Source organism: Nitrobacter vulgaris (genome assembly GCF_031453995.1).
Classification (GTDB): Bacteria; Pseudomonadota; Alphaproteobacteria; order Rhizobiales; family Xanthobacteraceae; genus Nitrobacter; species Nitrobacter vulgaris.
Genome location: NZ_JAVDPZ010000022.1, coordinates 48,294 through 68,563, shown reverse-complemented (window position 1 = coordinate 68,563; position 20,270 = coordinate 48,294). Strand labels below are relative to the sequence as shown.

General features: G+C 58.2%; 15 protein-coding genes. 7 read left to right on the top strand and 8 right to left on the bottom strand.

Annotation, left to right across the window (positions count from 1 at the left end):
- Window positions 1-178 precede the first annotated feature (178 nt).
- From GGQ85_RS13785 to GGQ85_RS13765, 5 genes are all read left to right on the top strand, one after another.
- Window positions 179-2,467: a TonB-dependent siderophore receptor gene (locus GGQ85_RS13785; RefSeq protein WP_309774977.1), complete on the top strand. Its 2,289-nt coding sequence runs from the start codon at window positions 179-181 to the stop codon at window positions 2,465-2,467.
- 90 nt (window positions 2,468-2,557) lie between these two features.
- Window positions 2,558-2,812, top strand: a complete 255-nt coding sequence (locus tag GGQ85_RS13780; protein WP_309774976.1) for a hypothetical protein — start codon at window positions 2,558-2,560, stop codon at window positions 2,810-2,812.
- A gap of 3 nt (window positions 2,813-2,815) precedes the next feature.
- Window positions 2,816-4,375, top strand: coding sequence for a PepSY-associated TM helix domain-containing protein (locus GGQ85_RS13775; RefSeq protein ID WP_309774975.1), 1,560 nt, complete (start codon window positions 2,816-2,818; stop codon window positions 4,373-4,375).
- Window positions 4,368-4,688: a DUF3325 family protein gene (locus GGQ85_RS13770; RefSeq protein ID WP_309774974.1), complete on the top strand. Its 321-nt coding sequence runs from the start codon at window positions 4,368-4,370 to the stop codon at window positions 4,686-4,688. Before GGQ85_RS13775 ends, GGQ85_RS13770 begins: the two co-directional genes overlap by 8 nt.
- Window positions 4,689-4,709: 21 nt before the next feature.
- Complete coding sequence (locus GGQ85_RS13765) at window positions 4,710-6,239, top strand: hypothetical protein (RefSeq protein ID WP_079447805.1); 1,530 nt, start codon at window positions 4,710-4,712, stop codon at window positions 6,237-6,239.
- Window positions 6,240-6,592: 353 nt separating this feature from the next.
- On the opposite strand, the gene GGQ85_RS13760 is transcribed toward GGQ85_RS13765, so the two are convergent.
- From GGQ85_RS13760 to GGQ85_RS13740, 5 genes are all read right to left on the bottom strand, one after another.
- Window positions 6,593-7,564 (bottom strand): Dyp-type peroxidase, encoded by a 972-nt coding sequence (locus GGQ85_RS13760; RefSeq protein ID WP_374708894.1) that lies wholly within the window; start codon window positions 7,562-7,564, stop codon window positions 6,593-6,595.
- Window positions 7,565-8,654: 1,090 nt separating this feature from the next.
- Entirely contained in the window at window positions 8,655-9,779 is a 1,125-nt protein-coding gene (locus GGQ85_RS13755; RefSeq protein ID WP_309774973.1) for a PepSY-associated TM helix domain-containing protein, read from the bottom strand.
- Window positions 9,780-9,952: 173 nt separating this feature from the next.
- Complete coding sequence (locus GGQ85_RS13750) at window positions 9,953-12,361, bottom strand: TonB-dependent siderophore receptor (RefSeq protein ID WP_374708893.1); 2,409 nt, start codon at window positions 12,359-12,361, stop codon at window positions 9,953-9,955.
- A gap of 209 nt (window positions 12,362-12,570) precedes the next feature.
- Window positions 12,571-13,575, bottom strand: coding sequence for a FecR family protein (locus tag GGQ85_RS13745; RefSeq protein WP_309774980.1), 1,005 nt, complete (start codon window positions 13,573-13,575; stop codon window positions 12,571-12,573).
- A 120-nt stretch (window positions 13,576-13,695) separates the two neighbouring features.
- Window positions 13,696-14,202 (bottom strand): sigma-70 family RNA polymerase sigma factor, encoded by a 507-nt coding sequence (locus GGQ85_RS13740; RefSeq protein WP_309774972.1) that lies wholly within the window; start codon window positions 14,200-14,202, stop codon window positions 13,696-13,698.
- An 889-nt stretch (window positions 14,203-15,091) separates the two neighbouring features.
- On the opposite strand from GGQ85_RS13740, the gene GGQ85_RS13735 reads away from it, so the two are divergent.
- Both GGQ85_RS13735 and GGQ85_RS13730 read left to right on the top strand, forming a co-directional pair.
- Complete coding sequence (locus GGQ85_RS13735; RefSeq protein ID WP_309774971.1) at window positions 15,092-15,376, top strand: CBS domain-containing protein; 285 nt, start codon at window positions 15,092-15,094, stop codon at window positions 15,374-15,376.
- Between the two features lie 463 nt (window positions 15,377-15,839).
- Window positions 15,840-17,090: an MgtC/SapB family protein gene (locus GGQ85_RS13730; protein ID WP_079447800.1), complete on the top strand. Its 1,251-nt coding sequence runs from the start codon at window positions 15,840-15,842 to the stop codon at window positions 17,088-17,090.
- 332 nt (window positions 17,091-17,422) lie between these two features.
- Here GGQ85_RS13730 and GGQ85_RS13725 read toward each other — a convergent pair whose 3' ends face one another.
- The 3 genes from GGQ85_RS13725 to fixL form a co-directional block, all read right to left on the bottom strand.
- Window positions 17,423-17,818 (bottom strand): response regulator transcription factor, encoded by a 396-nt coding sequence (locus tag GGQ85_RS13725; RefSeq protein ID WP_079447799.1) that lies wholly within the window; start codon window positions 17,816-17,818, stop codon window positions 17,423-17,425.
- A gap of 65 nt (window positions 17,819-17,883) precedes the next feature.
- Window positions 17,884-18,501, bottom strand: a complete 618-nt coding sequence (gene fixJ / locus GGQ85_RS13720; RefSeq protein WP_079447798.1) for a response regulator FixJ — start codon at window positions 18,499-18,501, stop codon at window positions 17,884-17,886.
- On the bottom strand, window positions 18,491-20,023 hold the full coding sequence (gene fixL, locus GGQ85_RS13715) for a sensor protein FixL (protein WP_309774970.1): 1,533 nt from the start codon (window positions 20,021-20,023) through the stop codon (window positions 18,491-18,493). The genes fixJ and fixL overlap by 11 nt, the downstream gene beginning before the upstream one ends.
- Window positions 20,024-20,270: the final 247 nt, after the last annotated feature.

Sequence of the window (20,270 nt, the reverse complement as noted above, 5' to 3'; positions counted from 1 at the left end):
CAAAGGGATCAACCTAGCCACTGGACGGTTTTTACTCCGCCCGCACCGACATCACGCCGGCGCTCCGTGGCCTACTTTGTCACCGCCACGCACATGCGGGTCATTGGCTTTATGCACACCGGCCAGTGCACAGACTGCGCAGATATCCTTTGCAATCCCTGGCGGCTCCCTCAATCGCGTGTTAGCGGAATTTGGGCGCCAGAGCGGCCTACAAATTGTTTATGTCCCCGCGATTGCGGCAGGCAAATCGTCTTCGGGCGTTAGCGGTGTTTTGACGCCTGCGCAAGCCGTTACAAAAATCCTCAAAGGCACGGGACTCATTTATTCGTTCACCGATCCGAGAACCGTCTCAATCGTAGCGCCTTCTTCTGCTGCCGCCAGCGCCGCGGTCGCCGGTGCAATCTCGCTCGACACCATCGAAGTGCAGGGTGCAGGCAATCCGAACTCGACAATGACGCCGATGCCGGCCTATGCGGGCGGACAAGTCGCAACTGGTGGGCAACTTGGTCTCCTCGGCAATCGCAGCGTCATGGATACGCCGTTCAACCAGACCAGCTACACAGCGCAGACAGTCCAAGATCAGCAGGCGCGCAAGCTCGACGACGTGCTCGCCAACGACCCGTCGGTTCGAGCGAGCGTCCCGCGCGCCTACGGCTTTGACTTTGTGACCATCCGCGGTTTCGACGTGCCGAGCTCGGCCTATGGTCTCAATGGGCTGTACGGCATCGCCTCCGCCTTCTCATTCTCAGGACTTACGGGAATCGAACGGGTCGAGGTGTTGAAGGGCCCGGGGGCGCTTCTCAACGGCATGCCGCCGCCGGGCGGCGGTGTTGGCGGCAGCGTCAATCTCGTCACCAAGCGGGCCACGGACACACCGATTGCGCAGCTCACAAACAGCTATTCGTCGCGTTCTTCGTTCGGCACGCATCTGGATGCCGGGCGCCGCTTTGGCGAGCAAAGCGAGTTCGGCGTCCGTTTCAACGGTGCCTATCGCAACGGCGGCACCCAGCTCGCCAACCAAAGCCAGGAGCTCGGTACTGCAGCGCTCGGGCTCGACTATCGTGGCGAGCGCGCGCGTGCGTCGCTCGATCTCGGCTACGAGAAGAACGACGTCGATGTCATGACACGCTTCGTGGTTCTAGGCCCGGCTTTGACCTCCGTGCCCCGGCCTCCTGACCCCACCCAGAAGTTCCAGCCAACCTGGGGGTACTGGCAAGGCGAGGGCAAGTATGTTTTGGCGGGAGGCGAAATCGATATCAGCGATAGCCTCACGGCTTACGCACAGATCGGCGCCGTCAGGGGCACAACCCAGTATCAATATTCAGATATCACGGTCACCAACCTCAACGGCAACTTCAACGGTTCGCCGCGGCTGAACCGCCAATTCCGCGACCAGGACGCCGCGCAAGCGGGCTTTCGCGCTCAAATCGACACGGGTTCGGTCCATCACGCCGTTAATTTCAACGTGACGGACACGAAGGGCGAGGTCGGGATCCTCAACACGACCGGAACGGCCTTCGCGTCCAACCTCTATAACCCGATGCCGAACCCCGTGCCGCAACTGTTCGTTGCTCCGCCACCGAAGACTTCGGACCATCACCTCTGGGGCTTTGGCGTCGCCGATACGATGTCGATCCTGAATGACCGTATCCAGTTTACAGCGGCCGTCCGTCAACAATACGTCGTGAGCCGCAATTTCAGCGCGGCGACCGGCCTGCAGACCGGCGGTTATAACACTGATGCCGTGACGCCCGCTTATGCGCTCGTGGTGAAGCCACTCGAAAATGTCTCGCTCTATGCTAACTACATCGAGGGGCTTGAGGCGGGCACCATCGTGCCAGACCAATTCACGAACAGGGGTGAAGTGCTGTCGCCCTATCGAACCCGGCAATATGAAGCGGGCGTCAAAGTCGATTGGGGACGGATCATTACGACTGCGAGCGCCTTCGACATCACGAAGCCCTTCCAGATCACGAATACGGCCACCAACACTCTCACCCAGGGGGGTGAAAACCGTAACCGTGGTATCGAGCTGAATGTTTTCGGCGAAGTCACGCCCGGCGTGCGACTGCTGGGTGGCGTGATGTTTATCGACGCGCGCCAGGCGAAGACGCAGGGGGGCACGTTCGACGGCTACCGCAGCTTCAGCATTCCGGACACCCAGCTCAATCTCGGCGGCGAGTTGGACCTACCCTTCGTGCCCGGCCTGACCTGGACGGCACGCGGAATCTATACTGGCAGATTCTTCGCCGATCAGGCCAACACGATTCCAGTTCCGGATTGGACACGCTTCGACACCGGTGTTCGCTACACCTTCGCAGCGCCCTGGAACAACAAGCCGATAGTGGTTCGCTTCAACGTCGACAATGTATTCAACAACGCCTACTGGGCGGGCGCGAACACAGCCAGATATCTCTATCTCGGTATGCCCCGAACCTTCCTGGTTTCGACAACCTTCAACTTCTAGCGTTAGCGGAAATCAATGGCGGAGAGAGTATCAACAAATTCGATCGCTGACCGACGCAATGCCACCGACACCAGGCGCTGGTGGCTTGTCGTGTTGTATCTGCTTGTGCTGATCGTCGGGGGTTATGCGGCGGCATTGACGCTGGTGGCGGGTTTCGCCCGCGCACTGCCCGTGCTCGGGCTCGCACGTAGCGAGGCGGTCGTACTCGCTTCGATGTGCGGGTTTTTGTTCTATCTGGCACTCCTAATTTGGGGCACCGCGCAGCCGCGCATCTCGCGTCTCGCTTTGGGACTGACGATGGCCGGTGGTCTTGGTCTTGCCCTTTTACTCACCAAGGCAGCCTGAGAGATGACACAAGAGTTCCGCTCATCGATGAACCTGGCGCACACCTGGGCTGGTGTGGTCGCCGCCTCGTTGCTGTTCGCGATCTTCTGGATGGGCTCGCTCTCGGTCTACGATCGCGAGATCGATCGCTGGATGGCGCCGATGACGCGCCTGGCGATGCCTGATCAGCCGGCGTCCTTCGACGCCCAGCGCGGTAGCTACGATGCGGCGGTCAAGGCCGGTGCGCGCTCCTGGACGATGCTGCAGCCCAGCGACCGCCAGCCGGTGGTTCGCGTTGTCTATCGCGATGGCGACGAGGCACTGTCGCTCTATTTCGACCCGGTGTCCGGTGCCGCGTTGCCCGAGCAAGGCACCTGGGCCGGGACCCGCTTCTTCTTTCCCTTCCATTACAGGCTGCACCTGAGAGCGTGGGATCTCGGTGAGTGGATCGTCGGTGCTGCAGCGATGGCGATGTTGCTACTCTGCGTGTCCGGCGTGATTATGCACCGCAAACTGATCGCTGATTTTTTCAGCTTGCGCACGCGGGAACGAACTGCCCGTATGACGCTCGACCTGCATACGGTGACCGGCGTGCTCGGGTTACCGTTCAATTTCGTCATCGCGCTGTCGGGTCTCACCATCCTGTCGATCGCGTTCTTCCCGAGTGGCTGGAAGTCATCCTATCCGGGAAAGAATGCCTTCAACGAAGACGCCTACAGCGCCTATTCGCGCCCGATGGCCAAGAAGCCTGGAACTCTCATGCCCCTGGACGCGCTGGCCGCGAAGGCGCAGCAGATGTGGGGCGGCGCGGCCCCATCGGCGATCGTGGTGCAGCATCCTGGCGATGCTAAAGCCTATGTTAGCGTGTTCCAATCCTTTGATCGCGGCATCGTCAGAAGCGCGCCAGCCATCCAATTTGACGCCGCCACGGGCGCCGTTCTGCATCAGAGCGGCGAAATGAAACCGATCGCTTACGCCCAGCGCTTCATTTCCGGTATGCACCAAATCCAGTTTCGGCACTGGTTACTACGCGCGCTCTATTTCGCGCTCGGCCTATCCGGATGCGTCCTAATCTTCTCCGGCTTTCAGGTATGGCTCCAGGCGCGCCGCCGGCGTCATGCCGCGGAGGGCAGGTCCGGCGTCCGCGTGGTTGAAGCCATCGCAGTCGGCTCCGTGACGGGTATTGTCATGGCCTCAGTCGGTTTCATGGTGATCAATCGCATTTTGCCCCTCGGCATATCCGTCTTGGGGGCTCCTCGTTACGCGCTGGAAATTTGGACTTTCTACCTGGTCTGGCTCGTGAGCTTCGCCCACGCCTGGTGGCGGCCACACGCTGCTTGGGCTGAGCAGTGCCGCGCCATCGCTGCACTTGCCGTGCTCGCGGTAATCTTGAATTGGGTGACGACCGGTGATCATCTGCTGCGCAGTCTGTTCGTGCCTCGCCTTTGGCCCGTGGCCGGCGTCGATGCTGGTCTGCTTGCGCTGGCCTTCGTCGCACTTGCCATTGGCCGCTGGTTGTCGCGCGCCGAGCGGCGGGTTGGTGCGGCCGTTCCCGATCTCAGTGGCGCGAGCAGCCATGCTTGATGCGCTCTATCTGCTCGCGGCTTTCGTTGCGAACTATATCGCCTTCGCTTGTTTGGCCTTAGTGCAGCGGCATCATTGGCACGCCGTGTTCGGAACGCCGGACTGTCCACACTTGGGCAGACTGCTCCTCAAGGTCGTCGGCATCCTTAGCTTTGCGACTGCGTTTGCCGTCATACAGTGGCGCGAAGGATCGGAGTACGGAATCCTGCTCTGGGTGACGGAGCTGCCTGTGGCAGCCGCACTCGTCGTGGCAACGCTTTCATTTAAGCCAAAGCTTCTCAAGCTGCTCGCCGCCCTTCCGGCGCGAGCCTGAAATCATGGATACGCATCGATCATGACCGACCGCCGAACGGTAAGAAATTCTTGTCTTGCTATCCTGCCAACCCTGTTGCTGGTCCTTTCCCTGAGCGGGGCTTACGCGCAAACGATCGTTTCGTTCGACGGCGACCGCGGACCGGGAATCGAAACGTGCAAGCCGAAGATCGGACCCATTCACTGCGATCGAGCCGAGATGGACGTTGCGGCCAGCGGCAAGCAGGTCGTCCAGGTCACATGGCAGAACGTCAACGTCTATGACCCCGCCGGCAATCTGTTGAAGTCGACGCCTCTGTCCGCGGTGATCCGCGCCGCCGGACTTGACCCAAATCCGCCGAGGGGCGGCGGCCCGTTCGAGCCGCACATCATCTACGACGAGTTCATCGAGCGCTGGGTCATCACCGTCACCTGCCGCAACGACTGCACGCTGGTCAGCGCGGGCCCTGATGCGACCGGTGCCTGGGGCGGCACCTCTCTGTCGTGCCTGCAAGGCGGTGCTTGCCTCGATCGCGATCCAGGCCTCAAGCTGGGTTACGACAAAAACGGTATCTACGTCTGCGGCGGCCACATCGGCGACGATAATCTCGCGACCGTGCCAGGGGTCTCCTATGATTGCTTCGCAGTGCCTTCAAATGAGGTCAAGGCAATCGCGCAGGGCATTGCGCCGACCCACATCAACCGCGGCCACAATATGCCTCTCGACATCGTGCCGGCCATCGATCACGACCCGACAAAGGCTGCGGCCGCGCCCGCATTCTTCGCCAACAAGAGTTGTGATCGCACCGCGCAATATGCCTGCCAGCGCTCCCCGAATTTCTCGTTCGACTGGATCGTGAACACATTTACTTGGAACGGTGGCGGCGGGACTTACAATTCCGGCGGCAGCCAGCAGGTGATCAAGACCGACGTCGGATCGAAATCCAACAAGTGGCTCTACAACACGCCGTGCTGCGCCGATATCATGTCCATCCCGCAGGCCGGCAGCGAGGTCACGCTTCGGGCCGCGCCGAGCCACCGGTTGATGAATGTCGTCCAGCACGGTTGGCATCTGTACGGCGTGCTCGGTACCGGACCATGCCGTGAGGCCTGCGGCTCGCAGGGGGCCGATCCCAACAACATCCTGATCTATGTCGATCTCGATTGCTCACAGCCGGCGGCCTGCGTCGTCAGCCAGACCGCAAAGCTCGCCAGCACCGACCTCCATTTGGAGTTCGGAACCATCGGCGTCGATGGCGAAGGTAATATTGGTATCGTCGGCACCGCTTCGAGCGCGCGCACCAACCTGTCGGTGTTGCTCTGGACCCACAGAAAAGATGATCCTGCCGGCCGTTTTGCCGACCCGGCAACGGTCGTGGCGGGTACGCAGCCTTATACTTGCCGGAACGAGAAGAGCATGGCGCCGATGGGAAATTCGGTCGGCATCCTAACCGCGCTCGATCCCGTTGACCGCAAGACGCTTTGGGCAACCCAACAATGGGCCAATGATATTTCTCCCTGCGTCTGGGCCACGCGCATTGTCGGTTACAAAATCATGCCGGAGAAGCAGTGACCCGCATATCATAGCAAGAACCAATGCGCCCTATGGTAAGAGCGGCCACCGCAGCTTTTCTGTCATTGCGGGCCACAGCGTTGCCTAAGTAGCGTCGGCCCCGCCTGATCGCCGCCACACCTTCCGCGCCCTATGTAGGGGTGCGCATGCGGAGTCAGTGAACTTCTTCCGCACCTCCGCACCTCGCTTTCAAGGTGCGGCCGAACTGTTACCGATCGAATTGTCTCACTTTGAAAATGCAGCAAGCCTAGCTCGGTGCGCTGCGCCGTTTGACAGTCTACCCCTTTCATTGAGGCTGGGTTGACCGGCTTGCGTGCCGAGCATGAATCTTGCCGACCGTGGAAGAATAGCCTCTATTTAGTGGATGGCGAAGTGGGCGCTGCAGAGCTCAGTGCAGCCGGGCCGGCACTACCGAGGAATGTCGCGGGCGGAACGAAGAACAGGCTTCCTGTCGTTGCGCGGCTGAAATCGAGCAGTCGGTCGTAGTTGCCGGGTGGATCGCCCACGAACATATTCTGGAGCATCCGCTCGATCCGCGATGGTGATCGTGTATAGCCGATGAAGTAGGTGCCGAACGCACCCTTTCCGATCTCGCCGAACGGCATGTTGTCCCGCAGGATCTTGAGTTCCTTTCCGTCCTGGTCGGTGATCGAGGTGAGGGCGTTGTGCGCGCAAGAGGGTTTGACCGCATCCTCCAGTTCTATATCGGAGAGTTTTTTGCGGCCGATGATCGCTTCCTGCCGCTCGATCGGCAGATCGTTCCAGCGTTTGAGATCGTGAAGATATTTCTGGACAATGACGTAGCTGCCGCCGGCGAAGGCGGGGTCCTCGTCGCCGATCAGCACTGCGTTGACGCTCTCCGGCCCGACCGGATTCTCGGTGCCGTCGACGAAACCGATCATGTCGCGCTGGTCGAAGAATTTGAAGCCGTGCGTCTCGTCGACGATGGTGACCGCGCCGCCGAGCCGAGTCATGATCTGCATCGCAAGTTCGAAGCACAGGTCCATGCTCCGCGCGCGGATGTGAAACAGGAGATCTCCGGGTGTTGCCATCGCATGATGACGGCCACGAATTTCACGAAATGGATGCAGTTCCTTCGGTTGCGGATCGCCAAACAATCGGCCCCACGCGTCTGAGCCGAAACCCATGATGCAGGAAAGCCCACCGTCGAGATCGCGAAAGCCGACCGCGCGCACGAAACCAGCCAGATCGCCGCACATGGCGCGAACGGAATTTAGGTTGGTCTCGCCATCGTTCAGCGTCGCGACGAGGAAGATCGCCGCACGCGAAAGCTTCGATGCTACAGCCTGGCTTTCCATAGTCATACACGACCCCGGATTCGATATACTTGCAACCGCTACGTCTTATCCGTCGTGTCCTCAATAGACGAGGAATGTCAATATGCTCTTCGACCGGGCCAAACTCGATGCTTGTGAAAAACCAGCTCGACAAACGCTTGGCAGTTGCTCGATCAACGGGCGCGCCCGACAATAGACAATCGCATTTACCTGCTTCCTTTGATGCCGAAGCCGAAGACCAATTATTCGACAAAGCGATCGAAGGGGACACCTAAGCCCTGGACGAGGGATTTTACGAAGCATCTCGGAAGTCATTGGAAGGACAAGGAAGTCCGACAAGATAAAGGACGCTGCCCGCGCCATCAGTGTTGAACTGAGGTATGGTATCCAGTTCCGGCTTCGGAATTCCCTGTCGATTTCAGAGCTGCTCCGTGGTGACCCGAGGCTCGTCAACCAGTACTTCAACAAATATGGGTTGAGACGATTTCAGCCGATCTTCGGCCACTCCACAGTCGAGGGCAACGTGCCAATCGGCATGCAAGGATGGTTCAAAGAGAGCCTGCAGCAGTTTGCACTAAGCCAGATCGAAAGCATGGCGGGGCACCTTAATGCAGCCTGGCCATACCGCCTTGGTCAATGCCGCCTACGTCTTTTCCACGGCGTGCGGAGGTCCTTAGGGAAGGTGAGCGTTTCGCGACAAACATCGAGGCGATCGTGGCCAAACGCCAACATGGTGGCGATCTCATGCCTCGATGGTCGTGCGGTAGGATAACTTCCTCGCAACCATCAAGCTCGCAGCGATCCATGGATCGAGCGTGGCCGTGCTAATCTCTTTACCTTTTTCGCCAATGGCGTCACGAAGGATGAAGCGGCGGTTCGGGCGACAATCACCTCGCCTTGGTCCAACGGACAGGCCGAGAGTCAGATCATGCGCCTCAAGTTTGTCAGACGGCAGATGAACGGCCGCGGCAAAATCGATTGCTTCAAGCCGGACTGACAGGTGCTGAATGAATAAGCTGCACCAAAACTGCGCCAAAGCTTTATTTCGCGCCGAAACACACTGCTGCCCCCGTTTGCTTCTCAAGCAACAGACCTGCACCAGTTGAGACCTTACAGATCAGGTAGTGCTACTTCCAGCGCGCAGCACTTTGGCAGGTCTTGATTTCGTAGAACGTTTTTTGAACCACATGATCCCACCACTGATAAACAGCGCGAGGGGCGCGAAGCCAGCAGTGAGCACGAGCAGGCGGCCGAAGAGCCCCAACGTCGAGCCGTTATGAATCCAGAGCTGTTCTGTCATGTAGCGATCACCCGCCGACATGGTATCCGAGGTCCGATCTTGTACCACGGCGCCGCTCCACGGGTCGAGCCAGATCGCGCCTCGTGAACGTAAAGCGGGATCAGCGTCATCTGGGCGGAATCGTACGCGCCATGCGTTGCTAGTCTCGGTCGGCGGGTTTAGCACGGTGATCGACAAGGTCGGCTTGGTTGCCTGCGCGATCCGCATGATCTCATCAGGCGGAAGTTGCGGCGTTCCCTTTGGCGGCGGAGTCTCAATGCGAGGCGAGGGATCAGGTGTTGCCTTTGACAGGAGACCAACGACAGGGCGGACCATACCGGGGAAAACAATACCGATTCCCGTGATAGAAATCGCGAGGAGCACGATCAATGCCCAAAAACCCGCCGTGTTATGAAGATCGACAAAAAATCGAAGGGGCGAAACACCTCGGCGTATCGATACCGATCGCCAGAACCGTCCCTGCTTCGGCCACCATGAATATAGGCCCGACAGCGCCAATCCAAGCAGCACGAACCCGACCACGCCCACCAACTGTTTGCCCCCCCATTCGTAGAGCAGCAGCGTGTAGTGCAGGCGATAGATCATGAACGCGGGCGCGTTCGTGTAGTCGCGCTGGCCGAGCACCTTTCCGTTCGAAGGATCGATCATGGTGGTCCAAAGATTTTTGAAGCTATCTTTCGGACCTTCGTGGGTATGCATCACAACCCAGACGGGCCAAACCTTATCGGGAGCCACGATCGCGAAGATCGGCGCGGGATCAGCTGCCGCCGCCATCCGCACCACCTCGGTCAAATTAATCGAGTGTTCCGCATCAGCCGGTATAAAAAGCGCTGGATTCAGCGCAGCATCGATCTCCCGATAAAAGACGTTGAAGCTTCCTGTAAGCCCCATCAGCACCACAACAATGCCGCATACTAGCCCGAGCCATCGGTGAGCCCACAAGAAGCCTCGCCGCACGCGCGCCGGAGAATAATCTTTGAATACCGATCGCACAGACAAGACGGTGGTCAATTCTTGAAGGCGCCGGTCAGCGTCCGGACCTCACAGGCACACCAACTGTTCGCTCTATTGACCGAACGTTCACAAGTATGCATGGAGCGACTCCCTATAGGCATCTACAGATCCACGGACATCGACAGGAGATACGTGCGCGGGGCTCCCAAGAAGAACGTTCCGAACGAGGCCACGCTGGACCAGTAATTTGTGCCTGTCACATTCTGAACGTTTGCGCGGAAAATTGTCCTTCTGCCGTAGATCGCCGTCGTGTAGCGAGCGCCGAGATCAAGTCGCGTCCAATCCGGGATCGGCTGTGTGTTCGCTGTATCGATGAACTGCTTGCCGGTGTAGATGACCGTCCCATTCAAGGTGAGTCCTCGCATCCAGGGCAAATCCCATTCGGCCCCAATATTGGCCTGTATATTTGGAACGCCGATTGGTGTGTTGCCCACATTTGCCGCGACCGCACTCTTCGTCAGGGTGCCATCTAGCAGCGACACGCCTCCAAGTACACGTACATCGGGCATCAGTTCGCCGTAGACATTGAACTCGAGCCCGCGAACCTGCTGTTCGGCAGTCTGCGCCAAGCGCCCAGCGGACATCTCACCGCTCGGCTTCGATATCTGAAAGGCGCTGAAAGTGGTGGCGATTCTGCCGAAGTCAACCTTGACACCAGCCTCGACCTGCTTGGCGATATAGGGCGCGAGTACTTCGCCAAAATTGGACGCATTCTCCGGTGCTATATCACCTCGGCTCAGCCCTTCGACGTAATTCGCGTACAGAGAGACGTCGTCCCGGGGACGGACAACGAAGCCGACCACGGGAGTGACTGCGCTCTTATCGTAGGAGTTCACCGGAGTTCCGACATTAGAAAGATAGTTGTTCGCCTCGACACCTTGACGCCGGACACCCAATGTCAACAGCACATGCTCATCAAGCATCGACAAGGTGTCAGCAATCGAGAGTCCCGTGAGTTGACTGTCCGAGAGCCGAGGACGCCCGGGGATATCGTTTGCGAACTGAGTTGGTGTTACCGTCGGGTTATAAATGTTCGATGCGAGCAAGCTGCCATTGGTGAGCCGCCGGTACAGCGCGTCATGATAAACCGACGCCTGGAAAACGATAGCATGGTGAACGACTCCGGTATCAAAACGGGCGCGGAAACCGCCATCATATGTGTACCGTTCGATGTTAAGCCCGAAGAACTGGGGCGCCGCGGTCGTGTCGCCTTGCTGATTGAGAATGGTATGCAGAGGTGCATTCGCGAAGAAACGATTGACCGTCGACCGCGACCCGCCGACGTCAGCGAACACCGTAACCTGATCGCTGACATCGTATTCGTTCCGCCATAGGACAGATTGATCGGTGATGCGCGACCATTCCCAAGGTTGGATCACATTCAACCGACCGTCTGGTGCCGTTGGTACCGGCACGCCGGCAGCCATACGGAAGGGACGGGACGGAGCGGTAAATCGATCATTTTGCGCGAGGAGGTAGAGCCAAGTCCTGTACCGCTCGCCCTGATAGTCTAGGGCGAGTGACCCAACGGCCGTCGTTTCAGACTGGTGGTCAATGGGTGTGTCGCCGCCACGCATGCTGCCGTTGGCCCGCACGCCCCATTCCCGGTTACCGCCGTAGCGCCTCGCGACGTCCAAGTAACCGCCGAGTCTCGCGACCGAACCGTAACTCATAGTGAGACGAGTCAAGTCGTCTCCCGCGCGCTTAGGCACAATATTGATGACGCCGCCGACACCACCGTTGGGTGCGATGCCAGAGAGCGCAGCCGAAGGCCCCTTGAGCACCTCGATACGCTCGGCGTAATCCGTAAAGATGCGGTAGCTCGGCGCTATACCGTAAAGCCCTCCAAAGGCGAACTCACCATTGTTGCCTTCGTTGACTGGGAGGCCACGAACATTGAATGAACTGACTGTACCGCCTGTTGGGGCGGTACTCCGCACAGAAGGATCAAGGATCAATGCGTCTGCACCCGTTGCCGCCTGTTGGTCCCGGATGAACTTGTCCGTGTAGCTTGTGATGTTGAATGGCGAATTCATCACACTGCGATTGCCGAGAATACCGAGCTGGCCTCCTGTTGCGACCTGCCCACCCGCATAAGCTGGCATCGGCGTCATCGTCGAATTAGGATTCCCACCCTGCACATCGATGGTGTCGAGCGTGATTGCGCCGGCCGGCACTGCGCCGCCCGTGGTTTGTGCACCGGGCGTGCCGATCACGACGGTGGAAGCTCCAGTGAACCGATAGGAAAGGCCGGTTCCGGCCAACAGGTGTGTCAGAGCAGTGGCGGGCGTCAGGGTGCCTGTCGCACCGGGCGACGTCAGACTTCTCACCGCCGCAGCATCGACGGAGACTTGTAGACCGGTCTGCTGACCGAACACCGTGAGGGCACCTGGAAGGGGCTGCGGCCGGATTGCGAATGCCCGTTCCTGAGTTGCGTGACCGGATTGCGCTGTCTGCGCTTGCGCAGCATTTAATGTCACGACGTTTATCGATCCAGGTGCGGTGCTCATCAGCAGCGCCGCGAAAGCCTTACTTCCGAGTCCACCCGCCTTCCGCGCCTTCATTTCCGCTTGCATCCCCTAACCCTTCATTCCTCAGTACAAGGGGCTGCGCGGCTGCGCAGAAATAAACCCTCGCTGAAGGAACGAAGCCGAGCCGGATTTTTTTAGCGAAAAGCGACGGATTGCAGATTAGAAGTGTTGTAAAATGACAATCGCCGTCATGAACCCGAGACGATGATCAGCCAGGGGCTGACCTGACGTGCGCGTGCCCCAAGCGCCTGCGCGACGGCATGAACGGCATCGATGGGCTTGTTGAGATTATAGACGCCCGTCACGCGTTTCTCGCCAAGCTCACCGCTTGCGATGATGATCTTGCCACGGTAGTGCCGTCCGATTTCGTCAATGACATCGGTGATGGCCTCGTCCTTGACTGCGAGCATCCCCGAACGCCAACCGCCGGCCAACTCGGGCGCATCGTTGCCGCGTCGGACTGTCCCGCTCCATGCGACCCGGACCCAATCGCCAGCAACCAGGGGCGTTGCGAGAGCCTGGCTGGCGATCGGCGATGTCACGGCTACGCTGCCCTCGTTGACGGCGACTGATACGCCGTCGGGCCTCCGCCGAACATCGAACGCGGTTCCAAGGTCGACCGTATCGACTGAGCCCGCCTCGACATGGAAAGGCCGCATGCTGTCCTTCTGAACCTCGAAATAAGCCTGACCGGACAGGAGCCGCACGCGGCGGCGGCTCGCGTCATAGGCGACCTCGATCGCGCTGTCGGCGCCAAGGAAGGCGATGCTGCCATCCTCCAGCCGGATTTCTCGCGTCTCCGCAACGCCCGTGCTATAATCAGCGCGTAGCCATACATCGATCGCGGGCTGAAGGACAACGACCGCACAGGCGGCGGCGAGGCCGGCGGCTGCCATGACGAGATGGCGGGGCCGGAGGCGCGATGTCGGCCGCGCCGTGGCCGTCGATAGGCGAGAGCGCCGGGTTGACGCTGGTGCGGTCGCCTGTATTGGCACTTTGACCGATGCTCGCGCCTCGCCGAGCACATCCCAGAGATGCTGTGCTTCCACCCACGCTCGGGCGTTCTCCGGATCGCTCGCACGCCATAGCTCAAGGCTTGCCCGGAGGCTCGGATCGTCAGGGTCTTCCTGAAGGGCGATCAGCCAATGAAGGGCCTGTTGGCTTGGGTTGTTATGGTCGTCGTCCGGTTTAATCAGCTATCTCCCAAAGAAATAAGGTGCCCGGAGCAGCCTGGAGGGCGAATCGCCCGATCGACCGGCTCAATTGTAGAACGAATGAAACCGGCCGATTTTCAGGAAGCGCAGAAAAGCGCGTCACGGTTCCCGTGCTAGCCGCTTACGGCAATGCTCCAAACCCTCATAGACCAGGGAATGCACGCGCGCGACCGAGATGCCCAGACGGGCTGCGATGTCATTGAGCTTCAGACCCTCGAAACGATGCAGCTCCAGGGCGATACGCGTCCTCTCGGGCAATTCCGCCATTGCTTCCATGACGATCTTCAACTCGTCGCGCTTGATGACCGCATCTTCCTGCGATGGCCAGTCTTCAGCGACCGTCTCACAGGCCACAGACCCCGCGAGAAGTTTGCCTTCAGACGCGACCCGCCGCACCCAGTCGATCGCAAGATTGCGGACGATCCGCCGGACATAACCGAGAGGTTCATCCAGCGGCCGGTCGGCCGAAGACGATCTGAGACGAAAAAAAGCTTCTTGAACGACATCTTCTCCGCGCCCGCGATCTCCGACGATCGCTGTCGCGTAATCGACAAGCTCGCCACGGTGGCTGAGATAAAGACCCAGATGTTTATCGGCATATCCCAACGCGTGCGACCTTCCGAGCGGGCGTTCTCAAGCTACATTTTAGAGTTAGTCTAAATTCTACAAGGGCCTGGTATCCTGCTGTCTCTCTTATTTGAAAGGTGGACTGACGGCAACGCCACCTTCCAAAGGGGAATGCATGCAACGGTCGTCTATCGAGCCAGCCCGACGACGCGCAAAGGCGTGACTGCTCACGACGAGCGCGAGCATGACGCGACTTCTTCGTATTCGATGTCCATGTTTCCTACGCGCCAGAAGAGTCAAAGGCCACATTAGCTCGCCGAATTAGCGCCCACAGCGGCGCAATTCTTTCGACATAGAAGTTCGAATCGCGCGCGGTGCGCCCGACACGATCCGAACGTGTGACCTCCACCCTCGGAGGGCAACGGTCATGCTGCCAATCTCGGAACGATTTGTTCTATCAATCGCATGAATTGAGCACTGGCAGTCGCCGCAACCATTGATACAGACGATTCCCCATTTTGAAGAGCGTTGGGTTCATTTCGTAGGGATCGAGTGTTGCGCTTCCCCACAACCAAGATTCCAAGCGTATCCCAAGCAAGGTTAAAGCTCAAAGCGATGGTCGCTTGCTGAGAAGCGTAGCCTCTGTATAAGTCGATTGATTTCCCAAATACGATAAGAGGAATCTCTCCGTGAAAGCAGAGGAGATCGAGCATGCGTAAGGTCGATGCCCTCGAGGTTCAGCGCAAGTTTAGCTTTCAACGTCAGGCTCAGAAGGATCCGGTCGAGATCATACGACACGGCCAGAGCTGAAATCGACCCGGAGCAGGCGAACTCCGACGAACTGCTGAAGTAAGGCTGATAGCGTGGTGCTTCGCGATCCGAAGCGCGGCCTTGCCGTCGGCTACGATGAACCAGAAATGCTCCTTTCGTGAAGACCCTCAATTTGTCTCAGGGCGCTGATGGCGAACAGTGCGTAGAGCCGGATGCGGATTTAACCGAAGCGATAGCGTTGATGGAGAGCCATCACGTTGCGCAGATTCCGGTCGTTTTTGAAGGGGCTGTCCGGGACATGATCTCGATGGCCGAACTCCTTGCAACGGTGGCGCACAGGTTCGATCAAGCATCCACATCGGCCAAGGTGTTTGCGACAACATCCTCGCTGCGATTTGGAAGGAAAGCTGGGCGGCAGGAGCTATCCTTGACGTCGTGGTAACGAACGGTGACTGCATGACGCAGCACGTTGCCGGAAACCTCCGCTGCGTGAATCGCGAGAGGGAATCGAGGAAGATCGGTGCAGCAGGTATTTCGTCATGCTCCATCCGCGGCAGTAACCGGCGCGTTGCTGCGGGGTTGGGTTGCAGCAATTTCGTATCGGGGCTGACATCGCCGGAAGCGAACAGTCGCGGAGGGTGAGAAGATGCGCTTTCTTCAGCAAACTCCACCCGGAACTCTCGTTGACTCAAATCATGCTCTGCACCTGTGGTGCCAGTATGGATACTGAGATTGAGTTGAGTATCGCAACTGAAATTGTCTGGAGACCGATCATGCCATACGACTCGGAAGCCTCGGGGAAGGCTGAGTCGACACTGTAAAGCGGCTGTCGAGTGCTATAACAGCAGCGATCGTTTTGGGGCGGGCAGAGCTGTAACGATCGATTCGGACGAAAGTGAAATGGCATGGATGCTGAACCTCTGAGTCGCCTTACGGTGTCTCTGGCCATTGGGCTCCTTGTCGGCCTGGAGCGCGGTTGGCAAACGCGCGATGCGGAGAGTAATCGGCGAGCCGCGGGCTTTCGTACTTTCGCGCTTTCCGGACTATTGGGAGGCGTCACCGGTCTCATCGCGCTTCAAACGACCTTCTCGGTCATTGGATGGGTCTTTTTGGGATATATCATGGCATTCGCGGCCTTTCATTGGCTGGAAGCCAAGAACGAAGGTCGTGCCAGTGTGACGTCGGTTGTCGCGGGAATGCTCACGTTCCTGCTCGGGACCATGGCTGTCGTTGGAGATCTGCAACTTGCCATTGCCTGCACCGTCGGCATGACGGTTCTGCTGGCGTTACGCGAGCCGTTGCATCGGTGGATCAGTTCGTTGAACTGGCAAGAAATCCGCGCCGTGCTGACTTTGCTCGCGATGTCATTCCTGCTGTTGCCGCTACTGCCAAATCGGCCGATCGATCCGTGGAAAGCGATCAATCCCTATCAGATATGGCTTCTCGCGATCATGATCGCGGCAATTTCATTCGCCGGTTACGTGGCAGTGAAGGCATTCGGAAATCGGCTTGGAGTCGTCATGGCGGCTGTTGCCGGAGGGCTTGCATCGTCTACAGTCACCACTCTTGCTTTGGCGAAGCTGGCTCGCGAACATCCATCATCGTCCGGATTGTTGAGCGCAGGTATTCTGGTCGCGGGTGTCGTCATGATGCTGCGTGCGGGGACCATTGCAGTGGCGCTCAATGGCGTACTGCTGGTATCACTTTTGCCCGCGCTCTTGACCACCGCCGCGGTGCTCGGCATCGGGGCCGCTATCTTATTGTTCAGAAATGTCCAACAGGAGACGCCCGAACTTCAAATCAGAAATCCTCTCGCCATCGGAACCGCAGTCAAACTGACCGCGGTGCTTGCAGCCGTGATGCTGACCGCAGAACTGGTGCGCCGAATGTTCGGCGGCGTCGGCATCTTCGTTGTGGCCGCGCTTTCCGGAATCGTGGACGTCGACGCCCTCACGATCTCGATCGCTCGCATGGCTGGTGGGGATGTAGATTTGAAGACAGCGGCTCGTGCGATCATGGTCGCAATTGCAGTCAACACCATCTCCAAGGCCATCATGGCCAGTTGGGTAGGAAACAGGAGAGTCGGGCTGCTAGTTGGAGGAATCAGCGCTGTTGCGCTTGCCGGAGGGCTCGTAGTAGCTGCCTGGGAGGCCTGAACGCCCGGGGTTGCGGCTATGCATTTCAGTCCGGCTGCTTCTCTTATCTACAAATAACTCGCCCCCGGATCGTTCTTCGAAATCGCTAGCGTCTGCGCCCAAGAAGGTCTGAGAATCGCCGCCGAAGTCGGGTTCAACGCAGATAGCTTGTCCTATTGCGGAGCATTTCGTGAGTGCCGACCGAGTCCGTAGGCACGTACCGTCTTCGGCTTGGAAGAGTCTTTCACGCGAGAGGTGGTGCGGCCGATACCTTAGGGCTTCGCCCTTAGGTGGTGCCGGGGGAGGCGGGCAGCGGAATGTCCAAAGGCGGCTTTGCGCCCTGCAAAAACTTTCTAATGGTTTGGATATTGGCGAGAAATGGCCTCCCGAACGCGCATCACGAGGCTGTCCTCTAGATGAGGTTTGAATAGAATATAGTCTATTCTAGCGGCCGCGGCCCTCTCCGCCATATGCTGAGGGGGATAGCCGGTAATAAGAACAATCGGTGCCGCGACATTTTGTTGACGGAGGCGGGCCGCCACATCCAGTCCATCCATGTGGGGCAGCTTGTAATCGATCACCAGGCAATCGACATCGTCCGGACCAATGGAAGCCAATAACGTCACGGCGGCACCGAACGAGCGAACCTTGAACCCATGGGTTTGAAGAAGAAATCGCATTGACTGAAGCACAGCAGGATCGTCATCGAGAATGCAGATTCTGTGCTTTACGATTGTGGACCCTGTCATCTGATGCCACGAATTCCAGTGATCACCTACAATACGGTTGTAGGGATGGGGCGACTTGACTTACCTCAATCGTTTAAGATGCCGGCGCGCAGGGCAAGCCGGATTAACTCGGACAAGTTATGAGCTTGCATCTTGGTCATGACATTTGCCCGGTAAACTTCGATCGTCCGGGGACTAATATTGTGTTCACGGGCTATCAGCTTGTTGGATAGTCCTGCGACGAGGCCGTCCATGACCTGACGTTCGCGCTGACTGAGAGTCGCTATTCTCGATGCGATCTCCGCCGAGACATCGTCACTTTTCGTACGATTCGGGCTCTGTTGGAGGGCGGCCTCGATCATTCCAATCAGCCGTTCATCTTCAAACGGCTTTTCGACAAAATCGAACGCTCCTAATTTCATCGCTTCGACGGCGAGGGAGATATCTCCGTGTCCGGTCATGATGATGACGGGCAGGGGCGAAGCAGTGGCCTTGAGACGTCGAAGCAGATCCATTCCATTGATGTCAGGCATGCGAACGTCAGACACGACGCAACCAAAACGAAGACCGGAATGAGCATCGAGAAAGTCGGCGGCTGCATCGAACAGCGTGACGTTGAAATTTGCCGCGCCAAGCAGGAAATCGAGCGAGTCCCGCATCGTTGGATCGTCATCGATGACATAGACATTTCCCTTATGCGACATCTGGCAAATCCCCGGTTGCAGCTATAGGCAAAGTCAGTCGGAAGGTAGCGCCACCGGAATCGTTCGTTTCGACCCATATCCGGCCACCGTGGGCTTCCACGATCGACCGGCTGATAGAGAGACCCACGCCCATACCGGTTTCCTTGGTCGTGAAGAAAGTCTGGAACAGGCTTTCAGCGGTGGCCTCGCTGAAGCCATGCCCAGTATCCGATATGGACAGTTCGACCATCTCGTCCGATGCCTTCTTGCTGGAGGCGGTAAGTTCCCGTTTTGGTGATTCCTCCATTGCCTCCAGGGCGTTTCGAAAGAGATTGACCAGGACCTGCTGAATCTGCACGCGATCGACCAGGACGCGATCGCATTCTGTGTCCAGTTCAAGCCGTAGCATGACGTTCTGTTCACGTGCACCTGCGAGACCGAGAGCTCCGGCTTCTTCCATCAACTTCGCCAGGCTTTCGACGCGTTTCTCTGACTCCCGCCGGGAGACGAAATCGCGTAACCGTCGAATGATCTGACCGGCGCGAATGGCCTGATCTGCAGCGCAATCGAGCGCCCGTTCGATTTTCGTGATGTTGAGATCTGCATTGGCGGTCAACAGGCGGCGAGCTCCATTCATGTAGTTGCTGATCGCGGTCAACGGCTGGTTCAACTCGTGCGCGAGAGTCGATGCCATCTCCCCCATCGCACTCAAGCGAGACATGTGAACCAGTTCGGATTGCAATTCCTGAAGTTTTGCCTGGGTTTGCTGATGCTCTGTAAGATCGCGGACAAATCCAGTAAAATGCCGTTTTCCACCTGAGTGCATCTCGCCGACGGACAGGTGCATCGGAAAGGTGGCCCCATCTCGGCGTTTTCCAGTGACAATCCGTCCGATGCCTATGATGTGCCGTTCGCCGGTGGATTGATAGCGGGCCAAATAGCGGTCGTGTCGGCTGCTATCCGGTTCAGGCATCAAAATGCTGACATTCTGGCCAATGACTTCGTGTTCTGAATAGCCGAACAGACGTTCGGCTGCAGTGCTGAAGTGCTGCATGATGCCGTGATCATCAATAACAATCATCGCATCGGGAATGGTATCGAGAATCGAACGTAGGTGATTTTCGCGCGCAATCAGAGCTTCTTCGATCAGCTTCTGATCGTCGATATCGAGTATCACGCCACTCAGGCGCTGTGCCACTCCGCCTTCGTTGGTGACGAGGCCACCTCGTACTCGAACCCAGCGCTCTCTTTCTGATGTCCCACGAACCCGGTACTGAAGGTCGAATCTGCACCCGGTCTTGATCGAGCGCTGAATAGCCGATTCCGTGCGCGCGCGATCCTCCGGCTGGAGCAAGGAGAGGAAAAGATCGTAACTGACCGGGGCATTTTCCGAGACGCCAAAAAGCCTGCGCGTTGGGCTGGACCAGAACAGTTTCCGGGTCGAGAGATCGAGATCCCAGATGCCAACTCCGGATTTGTCGATTCCGCGTTGCAACTCCTCACGGAACAGGCTGTTCGACGACAACTGATCGTTACTCGACACGGTTTCACTTCCCGGCGCGGCAAGGAAAGCTCATTAAAAAAATCTACTGTATCCCCGTATTACCATCGCCAGCTAATGAGGCTATCCGGGATCATGACCGCTACCTATGGCGCGTTAGGCTGCCAAAGCCGAAGGATAAGACTTTATCCGGCTCAAGAACATTATAAAATCGATCCGTTATTGTTGTAGCCGGTAGGGGGTCTGTAAAACCGCTGGTTTGGCTCCCGCTTCCGCGTAACAACGCAAT

Bases quoted from the DNA above. Each gene is read 5' to 3' on its own strand.
- GGQ85_RS13730 (WP_079447800.1), top strand. From the start codon at position 15,840: ATGGATGCTGAACCTCTGAGTCGCCTTACGGTGTCTCTGGCCATTGGG.
- GGQ85_RS13775 (WP_309774975.1), top strand. From the start codon at position 2,816: ATGACACAAGAGTTCCGCTCATCGATGAACCTGGCGCACACCTGGGCT.
- GGQ85_RS13725 (WP_079447799.1), bottom strand. From the start codon at position 17,818: ATGACAGGGTCCACAATCGTAAAGCACAGAATCTGCATTCTCGATGAC.
- fixJ (WP_079447798.1), bottom strand. From the start codon at position 18,501: ATGTCGCATAAGGGAAATGTCTATGTCATCGATGACGATCCAACGATG.
- GGQ85_RS13770 (WP_309774974.1), top strand. From the start codon at position 4,368: ATGCTTGATGCGCTCTATCTGCTCGCGGCTTTCGTTGCGAACTATATC.
- GGQ85_RS13760 (WP_374708894.1), bottom strand. From the start codon at position 7,564: ATGACTATGGAAAGCCAGGCTGTAGCATCGAAGCTTTCGCGTGCGGCG.
- GGQ85_RS13750 (WP_374708893.1), bottom strand. From the start codon at position 12,361: ATGAGCACCGCACCTGGATCGATAAACGTCGTGACATTAAATGCTGCG.
- GGQ85_RS13765 (WP_079447805.1), top strand. From the start codon at position 4,710: ATGACCGACCGCCGAACGGTAAGAAATTCTTGTCTTGCTATCCTGCCA.